At 73.5% G+C, this 14,422-nt stretch carries 12 protein-coding genes; 9 read left to right on the top strand and 3 right to left on the bottom strand.

Annotated features, from left to right (window positions below; translation table 11 throughout):
• Positions 1-162: 162 nt before the first annotated feature.
• Positions 163-2,001: a BACON domain-containing protein gene (locus IH25_RS0109775; RefSeq protein WP_394298421.1), complete on the top strand. Its 1,839-nt coding sequence runs from the start codon at positions 163-165 to the stop codon at positions 1,999-2,001.
• 127 nt (positions 2,002-2,128) lie between these two features.
• Here the strand turns inward: IH25_RS0109775 and IH25_RS0109770 are convergent, their stop codons facing one another.
• Positions 2,129-2,977 carry a hypothetical protein gene (locus tag IH25_RS0109770; RefSeq protein ID WP_030606091.1) on the bottom strand — a complete coding sequence of 283 codons (849 nt, stop codon included), beginning with the start codon at positions 2,975-2,977 and terminating at the stop codon, positions 2,129-2,131.
• A gap of 71 nt (positions 2,978-3,048) precedes the next feature.
• Between IH25_RS0109770 and IH25_RS0109765 the strand changes: the two genes are divergently transcribed.
• The 4 genes from IH25_RS0109765 to ilvD all read left to right on the top strand — a co-directional run bounded on the left by IH25_RS0109765 (position 3,049) and on the right by ilvD (position 7,609).
• Positions 3,049-3,981 carry a Ppx/GppA family phosphatase gene (locus IH25_RS0109765; protein ID WP_030606089.1) on the top strand — a complete coding sequence of 311 codons (933 nt, stop codon included), beginning with the start codon at positions 3,049-3,051 and terminating at the stop codon, positions 3,979-3,981.
• A gap of 144 nt (positions 3,982-4,125) precedes the next feature.
• Positions 4,126-4,950: a sugar phosphate isomerase/epimerase family protein gene (locus IH25_RS0109760; protein WP_245172743.1), complete on the top strand. Its 825-nt coding sequence runs from the start codon at positions 4,126-4,128 to the stop codon at positions 4,948-4,950.
• Entirely contained in the window at positions 4,947-5,633 is a 687-nt protein-coding gene (locus IH25_RS0109755) for a TetR/AcrR family transcriptional regulator (RefSeq protein WP_051753860.1), read from the top strand. The genes IH25_RS0109760 and IH25_RS0109755 overlap by 4 nt, the downstream gene beginning before the upstream one ends.
• Positions 5,634-5,755: 122 nt before the next feature.
• The gene (gene ilvD, locus IH25_RS0109750; RefSeq protein WP_030606083.1) at positions 5,756-7,609 is read left to right on the top strand and encodes a dihydroxy-acid dehydratase; all 1,854 of its coding nucleotides are present in this window, start codon (positions 5,756-5,758) and stop codon (positions 7,607-7,609) included.
• Positions 7,610-7,669: 60 nt separating this feature from the next.
• Here ilvD and IH25_RS0109745 read toward each other — a convergent pair whose 3' ends face one another.
• Positions 7,670-9,802 carry a serine/threonine-protein kinase gene (locus IH25_RS0109745; RefSeq protein ID WP_030606082.1) on the bottom strand — a complete coding sequence of 711 codons (2,133 nt, stop codon included), beginning with the start codon at positions 9,800-9,802 and terminating at the stop codon, positions 7,670-7,672.
• Positions 9,803-9,961: 159 nt separating this feature from the next.
• Between IH25_RS0109745 and IH25_RS0109740 the strand changes: the two genes are divergently transcribed.
• The 4 genes from IH25_RS0109740 (at position 9,962) to proC (ending at position 12,772) form a co-directional block, all read left to right on the top strand.
• Entirely contained in the window at positions 9,962-10,285 is a 324-nt protein-coding gene (locus IH25_RS0109740; RefSeq protein ID WP_030606080.1) for an SH3 domain-containing protein, read from the top strand.
• 62 nt (positions 10,286-10,347) lie between these two features.
• Positions 10,348-10,872 carry a hypothetical protein gene (locus IH25_RS0109735; protein ID WP_030606077.1) on the top strand — a complete coding sequence of 175 codons (525 nt, stop codon included), beginning with the start codon at positions 10,348-10,350 and terminating at the stop codon, positions 10,870-10,872.
• A gap of 223 nt (positions 10,873-11,095) precedes the next feature.
• A complete protein-coding gene (locus tag IH25_RS0109730) occupies positions 11,096-11,893 on the top strand; it encodes a class I SAM-dependent methyltransferase (RefSeq protein WP_030606075.1) in 798 nt (265 codons plus the stop codon).
• Positions 11,894-11,959: 66 nt separating this feature from the next.
• Entirely contained in the window at positions 11,960-12,772 is an 813-nt protein-coding gene (proC, locus tag IH25_RS0109725; RefSeq protein WP_030606073.1) for a pyrroline-5-carboxylate reductase, read from the top strand.
• Between the two features lie 74 nt (positions 12,773-12,846).
• Here proC and trpS read toward each other — a convergent pair whose 3' ends face one another.
• Positions 12,847-13,857 carry a tryptophan--tRNA ligase gene (gene trpS / locus IH25_RS0109720; protein WP_030606071.1) on the bottom strand — a complete coding sequence of 337 codons (1,011 nt, stop codon included), beginning with the start codon at positions 13,855-13,857 and terminating at the stop codon, positions 12,847-12,849.
• Positions 13,858-14,422 lie beyond the last annotated feature (565 nt).

The raw sequence follows: 14,422 nt of genomic DNA, 5'->3' as shown, positions 1-14,422 counted from the left end.
CTGACAACGCGGCGGTAGCGATCAATTCCCGGCCGTTCCCTACCGGGTCCGGCCGTGGAACAAAGCCTTCCTGTCCCCTTATGAGGGATCGTTTCACCCGTATGGATTAAAACTGCTCAAGGTTCCGGAACGGGCACTCCACCGGCGCCTACGGTCGCACGGGTGATGAGCAGCAGCCCGGAGACCACCACCCGCACGACGGGGGCGCGCCAGGCGCACAGCGAGGCGTGTGACGCACGACGAGAGGCACGTGAGGCTGGACAAGCTCGCGAGGCCCAAGAGGCTCGACAGGCACGTGACACCCGTGAGGCGCGGGACCGTGCCGCCGCGCGCGCCATCGCCCAGCGCACGCCGGCTCGCTACGAGCCGTATCTGGACGGCCTGTTCACCTACTGCCTGTCGGTGCTGTGCGACCACGACGCGGCCACCGCCGCCCTAGCCGACGCCCTCACGGTGGCCGAACGGCGCGGCCACCGCCTCCCCGGCTCCGCCGACGACCTCAGAGCCTGGCTGTACGCCCTGTCCCGCTGGTCGTGCCTGCGCAAACTGGCCGAGCCGAAACAGAGACGCCAGGGCGCGCACGCGGCGGGCCGGGGCGGAGCGGAGAGGGGCGCGGGGAGAGGGGCCGGGGTCGATGCCGGTGCCGGCAGAAGCGTGGGGAGAGGCAGCGGAAGAGGGGACGGGAACGGTGTCCCGCAGGCGGCTGCCGCACCGGAGGCCGAGGAGCGGCGGCACCGCGAACTCGCCCTGCTGGCCTGGCCGGAGGCGGCCGGGACCACTCCCGAGCAGCGCGAGGCCCTGGAGCTCGCCGTCCGCCACCACCTCCCCGCCCACGAGGTCGCCGCCGTCCTCGGCATGCAGCCCGCCGCCGCGCGCGAACTGCTCGCCTCCGCCGCCTGCGAGGTCGAGCGCACTCGCGCGGCCCTCGCCGTCGTGGAGGCGGGCGGCTGCCCCGGCGTGACCCACCTCGCCGGCGACGGCCGGCTGGTCCTGGGCGCCGCCCTGCGCCGGGAGCTGGTCCGGCACGTGGACGACTGTCCGCGCTGCCGTCGTACCGCCGAGCGCGCGGTCCCCGGCCGCTGGCCCGGTGCCATGGTCACCCCCGCCGAACTGCCTGTCCTCCAGGCCCCGCGCGCGGCCCTCCACATGGCCCTGGCGCACCAGCCGCGCGCGCGGGGCGCCGCCGTACCCCGGTTCGACCGGCGTGGCTTCCCGATGGGCCCCAAGGACCGGGCGGCCCGCCGGGAGCGGATGCGGGCGCGGGCCGTCACGACGACGGTGGTCGCCACGGTCGTCGCGGCGCCCGTCCTGGCGCTGTGGGCCGCGTACCGGGGCGGGCCGGCCGGGGAGGGCGACGGCCCGTCCGCGACCGCGCGCGAGGCACAGGGCCCCGACGTGCTCGGCGACGGCCCGGCCGGTACCTACGAGAACGCCGGGAGCAGCAGGGCCAAGGCGGGCCCGCGCATCCGCAGCGACGGCAAGGCGGACGTCTCCGTGCAGGTCGTGAGCGTCGGCGGACCGGGGCGCGGGGACGCGGCACGGCTGACGGTCGGCGCGGCGAACGACGGCGACACCACGCTGATCACCCTCACGGCGTCCTCCGGCGCGTCCGACATCCGCTGGTCGGTCTCCACCTCGGCCGCGTGGCTGTACTTCAGCCGGTCCTCGGGGACCCTCGCCCCGGGCCGGACGCTGACGGTCAAGGTGTACGTCGATCACCTCCGCGAGCCGTCCGGCCCCTGGCACGCGCGCGTGGCGGTGGCCCCGGCGGGCGCGGTGGTCTCCATCGACGGCTACGGCACGGCACCGTCCCGCCCGGCCCCGGGCCCGTCGTCCGCACCGCCCTCTCCGGCCCCGTCCGCACCCGCCACCCCGCCACCGGCGAGCTCCTCCCCACCCCCGGACCCGACCCCGCCCCCGTCGAGCCCGCCCCCGTCCACCCCGGAGACCCCGGCCCCGACCGCACCCGGAACGGAGACACCGAGTCCTGCGGGGAGTTAGGGGCGGGTGCACACGGGCGGCGGGGGCAGGCGGGTGGGCGAAGGGTGTACTCGCCCGCCCTCGGGACGGGCGTACTCGCCCGCCCCCGGGACCGGCCCACCGCCCCCGCGGCAATGGCTCGCGCGAATCAGCCAGCCGGATCCGCAGGATGCGGTGCCACCAGCGGGAGCTGGGATGCCAGGCGCTGTTCGCACAGTTCCACCAGGCGGTCGTAGCCGGCCTTGCCCATCAGTTCCGTCAGTTCGGCGCGGTAGGAGACGTAGACCGGCTCGCCCGCCCCGTGGGCCGAGGTCGCCGAGGTGCACCACCAGTGCAGGTCGTGGCCGCCCGGTCCCCAGCCCCGGCGGTCGTACTCGCCGATGGACACCTGGAGCACGCGCGTGTCGTCCGGACGGTCGATCCAGTCGTACGTCCGCCGGATGGGCAGCTGCCAGCACACGTCCGGCTTGGTCTCCAGCGGCTCCCGGCCCTCCTTGAGGGCCAGGATGTGCAGCGAGCAGCCCGCGCCGCCCGCGAACCCCGGCCGGTTCTGGAAGATGCACGAGCCCTGGAACGGCCGCGTCTGCCGGGAGCCCTCCTCGTCCTCGGAGATCCAGCCGCCGCGCGTGCCCTCGTCGTGGTGCTGCCAGATCTCCGGGGTGAGCCGCGCCACGTGCTCGGCGACCCGCTTCTCGTCGTCCTCGTCGGAGAAGTGCGCGCCCAGCGAGCAGCACCCGTCGTCGGCGCGGCCCGCCTGGATGCCCTGGCAGCCGCTGCCGAAGATGCAGTTCCAGCGGGAGGTCAGCCAGGTCAGGTCGCACCGGAAGACCTGCTCGTCGTCCGCCGGGTCCGGGAACTCCACCCAGGCGCGGGCGAAGTCGAGCCCCTTCTCGTCGCTCACCCTCGCCTCCTCGGGAGCCACGGCGGACTTGAGCTTCTTGCCCGCCTTGTCGGCCTTGCCAGTCTTGTCGGACTTGGCCTTTTTCGTCTTTGGCACCCGTCCAGGGTAAGTGGCCGGGGACCACCGGGAACACCGAGGACGCTCACTCTGGCAGTAGCGTTCCGTATATGAGACTCGGTGTCCTGGATGTGGGTTCGAACACGGTGCACTTGCTGGTGGTGGACGCCCACCCCGGCGCGCGCCCGCTGCCCGCGCACTCCCACAAGGTCGAACTCCGGCTCGCCCAGCTCCTCGACGACAGCGGCGCCATCGGCGACGACGGCATAGACAGGCTGATCGACGTCGTACAGGACGCGCTCCAAGCCGCCGAGGACAAGGGCGTCGAGGACCTGCTGCCGTTCGCGACCTCCGCCGTCCGCGAGGCCGGCAACGCCGACGACGTGCTCAAGCGCGTGGCCGACAAGACCGGCGTACGGCTCCAGGTCCTCAGCGGCGCCGAGGAGGCCCGGCTCACCTTCCTCGCCGTACGCCGCTGGTTCGGCTGGTCCGCCGGAAAGCTGCTGGTGCTCGACATCGGCGGCGGCTCCCTGGAGATCGCCTACGGCATCGACGAGGAGCCGGACGCGGCGGTCTCCCTGCCGCTCGGCGCCGGCCGCCTCACCGCCGGCTGGCTGCCCGGCGACCCGCCCGCCCCGGAGGACGTCCGCGCCCTGCGCCGCCACGTCCGCACCGAGATCGCCCGCACGGTCGGCGAGTTCGCCCGCTTCGGCGCCCCCGACCACGTGGTGGCCACCTCCAAGACCTTCAAGCAGCTCGCCCGCATCGCCGGCGCCGCCCGCAGCACCGACGGCCTCTACGTCCAGCGGGAACTCAAACGCCAGTCCCTGGAGGCCTGGGTCCCGAAACTCGCGGGCATGACCGCCGCCCAGCGCGCCGGACTCCCCGGGGTGTCGGAGGGCAGGGCCGGCCAGTTGCTCGCGGGCGCCCTGGTGGCCGAGGGCGCGATGGACCTCTTCGACGTGGAGAGGCTGGAGATCTGTCCGTGGGCCCTGCGGGAGGGCGTGATCCTGCGGCGCCTCGACCACATGGGCTCCGCCTAGCGTCTGCCAAGCGCCGCGGAGCCGTACCGGTACGCGGCTGCGCCACATGGTCGCGGCCGGTCACGACGCACCCGCACCCGCGCAAATGGCGAACGTCACAACGGCGAACGGGCACCCGGCATCCGGGCCTCCCGACGCCGTAAGGTGACGAGCGTGGCTGAACCAACGGACGTGCGCATCGCGCTCTCGACCGCCTCCGTCTACCCGGAGTCCACGGCGACGGCCTTCGAGATCGCCGCGCGCCTCGGTTACGACGGTGTCGAAGTCATGGTGTGGACCGACCCGGTGAGCCAGGACATCGAGGCCCTGCGCCGCCTGTCGGACTACCACGGCGTTCCCGTCCTGGCCGTGCACGCCCCCTGTCTGCTGATCACCCAGCGGGTGTGGACCACCGACCCCTGGACGAAGCTGCGCCGGGCCCGGGCGGCGGCGGAGAAGCTCGGTGCCTCCACCGTCGTCGTCCACCCGCCGTTCCGCTGGCAGCGGCAGTACGCCCGGGGCTTCGTCGAGGGCATCTGGCGGATGGCGGACGAGACGGACGTGCGGTTCGCCGTCGAGAACATGTACCCCTGGCGCTACCGCGACCGCGAGATGCTCGCCTACGCCCCCGACTGGGACGTCACCCACGACGACTACCGCCACTTCACGATCGACCTCAGCCACACGGCGACGGCCCGCACCGACGCCCTGGACATGGTCGAGCGCATGGGCGACCGGCTCGGGCACGTCCACCTCGCCGACGGCCGGGGCTCGGCGAAGGACGAGCACCTGGTGCCCGGCCGTGGCACCCAGCCCTGCGCCGAATTGCTGGAACGCCTGGTGCGCACCGGCTTCGACGGCCATGTGGTGATCGAGGTCAACACCCGGCGCGCGATGTCCGGCGCCGAGCGCGAGGCCGACCTCGCCGAGGCCCTGGCCTTCACCCGCGCCCACCTGAGCGCGGCAGCCGTACGGGTGCCCCGCCGATGACCCCGCCCCACCCTCCGGCGACGGACAACGACGCGACGGACAACGACGCTCCCCGCCCCCCGGCCACGGACACCGCCGCCCCCCGGCCCCCCGCCCGCCGTCGCGGCCGCCCCCCGCGTACCGAGTCCGCCGGCACCCGGGACCGTATCCTCGCCGCCGCCCGCGAGGAGTTCTCCGCGCGCGGGTACGAGAAGACGTCCGTACGCGGCATCGCCAAGGCCGCCGGGGTGGACTCCGCGCTGGTGCACCACTACTTCGGCACCAAGGAGCAGGTCTTCGCGGCGGCGATCGAGGTGGCCTTCGCCCCCGCGCTGGACGCGCCCGACGCGGTCGCCGAGGGCCCGGCGGACGAGGTCGGCGAGCGGCTGACCCGGTTCGTGCTCGGCATCTGGGAGGACCCCGCCACCCGGGCCCCGCTGCTGGCCGTCGTGCGTTCGGCCGTCGACAACGACACGGCCGCCGCCGTCCTCCGCCGCCTGGTCGCCGCCCAGCTGATGCGCCGCATCGCCGCCCGGCTGGAGCTTCCGGACGCGGAACTGCGCGCCGAACTGGCCGCCGCCCAGCTGGTCGGCTGTGCCATGCTGCGGTACGTGATCCGGCTGGAGCCGCTGGCGTCGGCGGACCTGGAGCAGATCATCGCCCGCGTCGCACCCGTCGTACAGACCCACCTGACGGCGCCGTAAGGAATCGTCCGGCTGTGGCGCCGGTGAAACAGGTGTCCCGGGATGCGGACACCTCGTCCCGCCAGCTGGATGAGCGGCGTACGCTCGACAGCAGGCACACCCGTCTGAAGGAGCGAGCGACGATGCCCGAGCTGAGGTCCCGCACAGTCACCCACGGTCGCAACATGGCGGGTGCCCGCGCCCTTATGCGCGCCTCCGGTGTACCCGGTGCGGACATCGGCCGGAAGCCGATCATCGCCGTGGCGAACTCCTTCACCGAGTTCGTGCCCGGCCACACCCACCTCCAGCCGGTGGGCCGGATCGTCAGCGAGGCGATCAGGGAGGCCGGGGGCATCCCGCGCGAGTTCAACACGATCGCGGTCGACGACGGCATCGCCATGGGCCACGGCGGCATGCTGTACTCCCTGCCGTCGCGCGACCTGATCGCGGACTCGGTCGAGTACATGGTCGAGGCGCACTGCGCCGACGCCCTGGTCTGCATCTCCAACTGCGACAAGATCACCCCGGGCATGCTGATGGCGGCCCTGCGCCTGAACATCCCGACGGTGTTCGTCTCCGGCGGCCCCATGGAGTCCGGCCGCGCCACCCTGGTCGACGGCACGGTCCGCACGCTCGACCTGGTCGACGCGATCTCCGACGCCGTCAACGACAAGATCTCCGACGAGGACATCCTCCGCATCGAGGAGAACGCCTGCCCGACCTGCGGCAGCTGTTCCGGCATGTTCACCGCCAACTCGATGAACTGCCTGACCGAGGCCATCGGCCTGTCCCTGCCGGGCAACGGCTCGGTCCTCGCCACCCACACCGCCCGCCGCGCCCTGTACGAGAACGCGGCCCGCACGGTCATGGACCTCACCCGCCGCTACTACGAGCAGGACGACGACACCGTCCTGCCCCGCAACATCGCCACCTTCCAGGCCTTCGAGAACGCCATGGCCCTGGACATCGCGATGGGCGGCTCCACCAACACGATCCTGCACCTGCTGGCCGCCGCCCAGGAGGCGGGCGTCCCGTTCGGCCTGGACGAGATCGACGCCGTCTCCCGCCGCGTGCCCTGCCTGGCGAAGGTCGCCCCGAACGTCGCCAAGGACCGCACGTACTACATGGAGGACGTGCACCGCGCCGGCGGCATCCCGGCCCTGCTGGGCGAGCTGCACCGGGCCGGCCTGCTCAACGAGGACGTGCACGCCGTGCACAGCCCGTCCCTGGCCGACTGGCTGAAGACCTGGGACGTCCGCGGCGGCTCGCCCTCGCCCGAGGCGGTCGAGCTGTGGCACGCGGCACCCGGCTGCGTCCGCTCCGCCGAGGCCTTCTCCCAGTCCGAGCGCTGGGAGGCCCTCGACGAGGACGCGGAGAACGGCTGCATCCGCTCCGCCGAGCACGCGTACTCCAAGGACGGCGGCCTGGCGGTGCTGCGCGGCAACCTCGCGGTCGACGGCTGCGTGGTGAAGACCGCCGGCGTGGACGAGTCGATCTGGACCTTCGAGGGCCCGGCGGTCGTCTGCGAGTCCCAGGAGGAGGCCGTCCAGCGGATCCTCACCCAGGAGGTCAAGGACGGCGACGTCGTCGTCATCCGCTACGAGGGCCCCAAGGGCGGCCCCGGCATGCAGGAGATGCTGTACCCGACCTCGTACCTGAAGGGCCGGGGCCTCGGCAAGACCTGCGCCCTGATCACCGACGGCCGCTTCTCCGGCGGTACCTCGGGCCTGTCCATCGGCCACGCCTCCCCCGAGGCGGCCTCCGGCGGCACGATCGCCCTGGTCCAGGACGGCGACCGCATCCGCATCGACATCCCGAACCGCACGATCGAGCTGCTGGTCGACGACGCCGAGCTGGCCCGCCGCGAGCAGGCCCTGAACGGCGTCTACGCCCCGAAGAACCGCGACCGCAAGGTCTCCGCCGCCCTGCGCGCCTACGCCGCGATGGCCACGAGCGCCGACAAGGGCGCGGTGCGCGACGTCTCCCGCCTCGGCTGACCGCTGACCGACAAGGGCCGCCTCCACCGGGAGGCGGCCCTTTCGCCGTCGGTCACGGCCTCACCAGGTATCCGGCGCGCGGCCGTCCACGGTGAACACCGTGCCGTCGGGCGCGGTCGCGCAGACCCGGCCGCCGACGGGCACCGGAGCGGGCGGTGTGCTCATGACCTGCGCCGAGTCGGCGCCCAGCCGCGCGGGCGTCTGCCCCACCAGCCGTCCCTTCGCCGCGTCCACGGCGAGCAGCCGGCCGTCGCCCGAGGTCAGATACACCCGACCGTCCCGCGCGACCGGCAGCGAACCACGGCTCACCGACGTCTCCAGATGCCACAGCCGCCTGCCCGCGGCCACGTCCACGGCGTCCAGGGAACCGCCGGTGGCCAGCACGTAGACGACGTCCCCGCGCACGGTGGCGTGCGCGCCGTCCAGCACGGCGGGCAGCGCCACCCGCCGGGTCGCGCCCGTCGCGGGGGTGTAGCGGACCACCTCCCGGGCGCCGTAGCCGCTGTCCATCGCCAGGAAGAACACCGACCCGTCGGCCGCCCGCGCGCCGACCGGCTTGAGCCAGCCGCGCAGCCGCACGTCCCATCGCACCCGCCCGCTCGCCGGATCCACGGCGGTCACCCGGGTGTGCCCGCCGTCGGCGGTCGTCCGGGTCGCGTAGACCGGCAGGCCGCCGGGGAACGCGACCAGGGACGGGGCGCCCTGCCCGGGCACGGCCCCGTGCCAGCGGGTACGGCCGGTGGCGCCGTCCACGCCGGTGACCGTGCCGTCGGCGCCGGTGAGCAGGGCCGTGTCACCGGCGTACCGCACCGTCGTGCCCACGGGCAGCCGGCGCCGCCACACCTCCTCGCCCGTGGCCGGGTCCAGCCCGGCGAGCCGGGGACCGCCGTCGGTGTACGGCTGCACCAGACCGCCGGAGACGACCGGCGGACCGCTCGTGGCCCGGGTGTCCACCGCCTGCCGCCACAGCAGCCGCCCGTCGGCCGCGCCGAGCGCGAAGACGACGCCCGGCCGCGCGCAGAACAGCTTCCCGGAGTCGTACGAGCACTGCGGCATGCCCTCGCCGCCGACCGCCGGCCGGGCCGCCCAGCCACCGGAAGCCGCCGTCAGGGCCGGCGCGCGCCGGGGAGCCTGATCGTTTCGCCCGGCCCCCCACACCGCGGCGAGCCCTCCGGCCAGCGCCAGCCCGAGCACCGCCGCCAGCCCCGCCGTCCACCGGCGCCCGAGCCGCCACCCCGGGCGCCGCCCGGGACGAACGGAACCGGACAGCGGCACGGGGCCGTCCCCACCCGTCCGCTGCGCCGGTATGAACGCCTGGGTGTCGTACGAGGCCGCCACCGAGCGCAGTTCCCGCATCAGCTCGTCCGGTGTGGGCCGGTCCTCGGGCTCCTTGGCCAGGCACCGCCGCACCAGCGGCGCGAGCCCCGGCGGCACACCGGTCAGATCGGGCTCGTCGTGGACGACCTGGTAGGCGACGACGTAGGGACTGTCGGAGTCGAACGGGCCGCGCCCGGTGGCCGCGTGCACCATCACCGAGCCCAGCGCGAAGACATCGGCGGCCGGACCCACCTCGCGGGGCCGCCGGAACTGCTCCGGCGCCATGAACGGCGGGGTGCCGATCAGCTTTCCCGTCTCGGTGCGCAGTTCGCTGTCCTTGGGCCGGGAGATCCCGAAGTCGATGACCTTCGGCCCGTCCTCGGCGAGCAGCACGTTGCCGGGCTTCAGATCCCGGTGGACCACCCCGACCCGGTGGATGTCCCGCAGTGCCTCGGCCAGCCCCGCCATCAGTCGGCGCAACTGCTCCGCGGCCATGGGGCCGTTCCGCTTCACGTGTTCCGACAGGGTCGGCCCGGGGATGTGCAAGGTGGCCATCCAGGGCCGCTCGGCCTCCGGGTCGGCGTCGACGACGGGCGCGGTGAAGGCGCCGCTGACCCGGCGGGCGGCGGCCACCTCCTGCCGGAAACGGCCCCTGAACTCGGGATCCCGGGCGAACTGCGCGTGCACGACCTTCACCGCGAGCTTCATCCCCGAGGTGCTGCGGGCGAGGTGGACGACCCCCATGCTGCCGGAGCCCAGGCAGGACTCCAGCCGGTAGTGGCCGGCGTATTCCGGAAGTTCCGCTTCCGCATTCGCTTCCGCATTCGCTTCCACGTTCGCTTCCGCGTCCGCTCCGGCGTTGCGCTGTGGCGCCATGGACCACCCCCGTGCTGTTCGTCCGTGCGCGCGACGCACGGAGCCTAGTCGATGACTCGTACGGGACAGAGGCGGCTTGCTAGCGTCTGCCCCCGAGTCGCGCACACGTTTCGCGCCGGCTCTCACCGAGTTCGCGAGCGACGGGGGAGGACCACTTTCATGTCTGTCGACACACAAGAGGCCGGGGGCGTGGACGAGGGCCAGGACGGCCTGACCACGCAGGCGGCCGCGGCCGTACGCACCTACGCCGTCGCCCCGGGCGTCCGGCTGAACGTCCGCAGCGGCCCCGGCACCCAGTACAACCTGGTCCGCGTGCTCCCGGAGGGCGTCCGCCTGCCGATCTACTGCCAGACCCCCGGCACCACGGTCTCCGGCCCCTACGGCACGACCAATATCTGGGACCTCATCGACAACGGCGAGTACGTCTCGGACGCCTACGTCCACACCGGCAGCGACGGCTACATCGCCCCCCGCTGCGGCTGACGGCGCGCACCAGGCCGGGCCCCGGCCGGGAGGCCGTCCACGGCCGGGGCGATAATCGTGCCGTGAGCGACGAAACCGGCACCCCGGACAGCGCGGCGGGCTCCACCGGCGACACCGAGCCGAACGGCGGCCCCCGCCCCGAGCCCCTGCGCTTCTTCGGCACCTCCTGGGTCGGCCACGACAACGGCTACGCGGCCCGCCGCGCCGGTGTCGCCGTCGGCTCCCTCGCCGCCGCGGCCGTCTCCTGCCTGGTGCTCCGCCTCGCCTACCAGGGCATCCGGATCGCCGACACCGGCCCCTTCGTGAGCGTCCTCATCGTCGTGATGTTCGCGATCTGCAGCGCCTTCGCCTTCCGCAACACCTGGGAGGGCTTCGGCAAGCGGCACGACCCGCAGCGCCAGGCCTCCCTGCGCGGAATGCTCGCCATCGGCTTCGTCGGCTCCCTCCTCGCCTACTTCGTCCGCTCCCTCGTCGAGGCACCGGGCGAGAAACTGCACCGCGAGGAGTACGAGCGGGCCCGCGAGGCCCACGCCCGCCGCACCACCCGCCGCACCGGCAACCCGCCCCGCAAGAAGCGCCGCCGCTGAACCGACCGCGCGCCCTGCCAGGCCGCGCGCCGGGACCTGCTCCTCGCCCGGCTGCCGGCCGCGCGTTCCCGGCCCGGACGCGGACCGGCTCCCGGCCCGGGTATCGCCCGCGACCGGGTGGCGGACGACCGCCCGGGCCCCTGGCGACGCACCACACCGTCGTCCGCCCGTCCCGGCCCGCGAGGGGTTCCCGGGATCACCGTCATGCCGTAGACCTGAGCGCATGACAGCCGACCCGCCGCCGCCCGCCGGCCCGCGCGCCCGCCATGCCGCCCGGGCCGGTTCCTTCGACGCCGTCGCCGCTCAGTACGCCGCGAACCGGCCCTCCTATCCGCCCGCCCTCCTGGACGCCGTCGAGGAACTGGCCGGCCGCCCCCTGTCCGGCATCAAGGCCGTGGACGTCGGCGCCGGCACCGGTATCGCCAGCAGCCTGCTGCACGCCCGCGGCGCCGACGTCCTCGCCGTCGAACCCGGCGCGGGCATGGCCGCCGAGTTCCGCCGCGCGCTGCCGCACATCCCGCTCGTCCGGGGCAACGGCAACGCCCTGCCCCTCGCCGACGCCACCGCCGACCTGATCACCTACGCCCAGGCCTGGCACTGGACCGACCCGGCGCGCTCGGTGCCGGAGGCGCTCCGCGTCCTGCGCCCGGACGGCGCGCTGGCCCTGTGGTGGAACACCAACGCCCTGGACGTCGACTGGATCGCCGAGGCCGCCGGCCGGGCCGGCCGCTTCCTCGGCATCGACATCGCCGCCGAACAGCGCAAGGCCGGCGAACGCGTCGAACAGGCCGACCCCAGCGGACGCCTGGACTTCACCCGCCGCACGGTCCGCTGGAGTCGCCGGGTACCGATCGGCACCCACCTCGCCAACATCGCCACCCACTCCGCCCTCCTCATCACCCCCGAGGAACGCACGGCCGCCTTCCTGGAGCGGGAGCGAGCCCACCTCCTGGAGGTCTTCCCGGACGGCATGGTCGAGGAGACCTACGACGTCCTCCTCATCGTCGCCCGCACCCCCTGACCCGCCGCCGTTCCGCCCACCGGACAACCGGCCCGCACGGCGCACCCCGGTGCCAGACTGATCCGCATGAGCCAGAAAGTCGCAGTCCTCGGCACCGGCAAGATCGGCGAAGCCCTGCTCAGCGGAATGATCCGGGCCGGCTGGGCCCCGGCCGACCTCCTGGTCACCGCCCGCCGCCCCGAACGCGCCGAAGAACTCCGCGCCCGTCACGGCGTCAACCCGGTCACCAACACCGAGGCCGCCAAGACCGCCGACACCCTGATCCTCACGGTCAAGCCGCAGGACATGGGCACCCTCCTGGACGAACTCGCCCCGCACCTGCCCGCCGACCGCCTCGTCATCAGCGGCGCCGCCGGCATCCCCACCTCCTTCTTCGAGGAGCGCCTGGCGCCGGGCACCCCCGTCGTCCGGGTCATGACCAACACCCCCGCCCTCGTGGACGAGGCCATGTCGGTCATCTCCGCCGGCAGCCACGCCACCGAGCAGCACCTCGCGCACGCCGAGGAGATCTTCGGCGGTGTCGGCAAGACCCTGCGCGTCCCCGAGAGCCAGCAGGACGCCTGCACCGCGCTGTCCGGCTCCGGCCCGGCCTACTTCTTCTACCTGGTCGAAGCCATGACCGACGCCGGCATCCTGCTCGGCCTGCCCCGCGACAAGGCCCACGACCTCATCGTCCAGTCCGCGATCGGCGCCGCCGTGATGCTCCGCGACAGCGGCGAGCACCCCGTCAAGCTCCGGGAGAACGTCACCTCCCCGGCCGGCACCACCATCAACGCCATCCGCGAGCTGGAGAACCACGGCGTACGAGCCGCGCTCATCGCCGCCCTCGAAGCCGCCCGCGACCGCAGCCGCGAACTCGCCTCCGGCAAGAAGGACTGACCGGCCCCGTGCCCCGCGGGCGGCGGTGGCCCACCGCCGCCCGCGGGCCGGAGAAACCCTCCGAGGAGCAGCGCTCAGCGAGGCTCCGCCACGGGCGGCAGCAGCCCGATCGCCCGGTAGGCCGCGTCGACCGTCGGCCGGGCCAGCGCCCGCGCCTTCTCCGCGCCGTCCCGCAGCACCCCCTCCACGTACGCCGGATCGGCGCACAGCTCCCGGTGCCGGTCCCGCACCGGCCGCAGCACCTCCACCACGGCCTCCGCGGTGTCCTTCTTCAAGGCGCCGTACGAGTCGTAACCGGCCGCGAGCGACTCGGGGCTCCCGCCCGCGCACGCCGCGAGGATGTCCAGCAGGTTCGCGAGGCCCGGCCGCGCCCCCCGGTCGTAGACGACCTCCCGCCCGCTGTCCGTCACGGCCCGCAGCACCTTCTTGCGCACCACGTCCGGCTCGTCCAGCAGATAGACGACCCCGGCCCCCGACTCGTCCGACTTCCCCATCTTCCGCGTCGGGTCCTGGAGGTTCATCACCCGCGCGGCCACCGGCGGCAGCGTCGTCCGCGGCACCGCGAACGTGTGCCCGTAGCGCTGGTTGAACCGCACCGCCACATCCCGGGCCAGCTCCACGTGCTGCGTCTGGTCCTCGCCGACCGGCACCTCGTCCGCGCCGTACGCCAGGATGTCCGCGGCCATCAGCACCGGGTACGTCAGCAGCGACAGCCGCAGGCTCCCCCCGCGCTCCCGCTGCTTCGCGGCCTTCTCCTTGTACTGGATCATCCGCCGCATCTCGCCGTCGGTCGCCACGCACTCCAGCAGATACGACAGCCGCGTGTGCTCGTCCACATGGCTCTGCAGGAACAGGGTGCACACCTCGGGATCGAGTCCGGCCGCCAGCAGCAGCGTCGTCGTCTGCCGGCTGAGCCTGCGCAACCGCGCCGGATCGTGGTCCACGGTCAGCGCGTGCAGGTCCACCACGCAGAACAGCGAATCGGCCCGGTGCTGGTCCACCTCGGCCCAGCGCCGCATGGCCCCCAGGTAGTTGCCGAGGGTCAGGTGCCCGGTCGGCTGGATCCCGCTGAAAACCCGGGTCATGTCCACTCCACCTTCTGGTCGGGACCGCCGCCCCTGCGGCCGGCCCCCTCAGACCCGGAGGGAGAGACGAGAACGGCCGCCGAAGCGGCGGCCGTCGAGTGCATACGTGAGTACGGCCGCCGTCAGGCGGCCCACCACAGCTGGGTACACGTACGCGTCATCACGTCGCCCACCGTACGCCTCCGGAGGGCTCCACGGCAGTGAGTTGACACGCCTCCCGCCGATCCGTACTGTTCTCCGAGTTGTCCGACGTGAGCGCCGACTCCGGTCGGTCCCCGGACAGCCATTCCACAAGTACCACCCACTCATCGACGCTCCGGCGCCGACTGCATTGGCGTGCGTATTTGCGAAATGAGGAATCCGCGTTCGAAAGGGCGCGGCCCCCGATTAGCTCGGGGGCCGGGAATCCGCTAAAGTCTCACTCGTCGGAACGGCCCAACAGCCGCGAAGACAAACCCCGCTGACCGGGGATCAGACGCCGAAAGGATCTGATAGAGTCGGAACCGCCGGAAAGGGAAACGCGAGAGCGGGAACCTGGAAAGCACCGAGGAAATCGGATCGAGAA

Origin of the sequence: Streptomyces achromogenes subsp. achromogenes (assembly GCF_000720835.1) — a bacterium.
Taxonomy (GTDB): domain Bacteria; phylum Actinomycetota; class Actinomycetes; order Streptomycetales; family Streptomycetaceae; genus Streptomyces; species Streptomyces achromogenes.
This window is presented reverse-complemented; position numbering and strand designations above follow the sequence as displayed.

What these genes read in the sequence shown, in the direction of transcription:
- IH25_RS0109765 (WP_030606089.1), top strand. Translation starts at nt 3,049, where the DNA reads ATGAGACTCGGTGTCCTGGATGTGGGTTCGAACACGGTGCACTTGCTG.
- IH25_RS0109755 (WP_051753860.1), top strand. Translation starts at nt 4,947, where the DNA reads ATGACCCCGCCCCACCCTCCGGCGACGGACAACGACGCGACGGACAAC.
- ilvD (WP_030606083.1), top strand. Translation starts at nt 5,756, where the DNA reads ATGCCCGAGCTGAGGTCCCGCACAGTCACCCACGGTCGCAACATGGCG.
- IH25_RS0109745 (WP_030606082.1), bottom strand. Translation starts at nt 9,802, where the DNA reads ATGGCGCCACAGCGCAACGCCGGAGCGGACGCGGAAGCGAACGTGGAA.
- IH25_RS0109740 (WP_030606080.1), top strand. Translation starts at nt 9,962, where the DNA reads ATGTCTGTCGACACACAAGAGGCCGGGGGCGTGGACGAGGGCCAGGAC.
- IH25_RS0109730 (WP_030606075.1), top strand. Translation starts at nt 11,096, where the DNA reads ATGACAGCCGACCCGCCGCCGCCCGCCGGCCCGCGCGCCCGCCATGCC.
- proC (WP_030606073.1), top strand. Translation starts at nt 11,960, where the DNA reads ATGAGCCAGAAAGTCGCAGTCCTCGGCACCGGCAAGATCGGCGAAGCC.
- trpS (WP_030606071.1), bottom strand. Translation starts at nt 13,857, where the DNA reads ATGACCCGGGTTTTCAGCGGGATCCAGCCGACCGGGCACCTGACCCTC.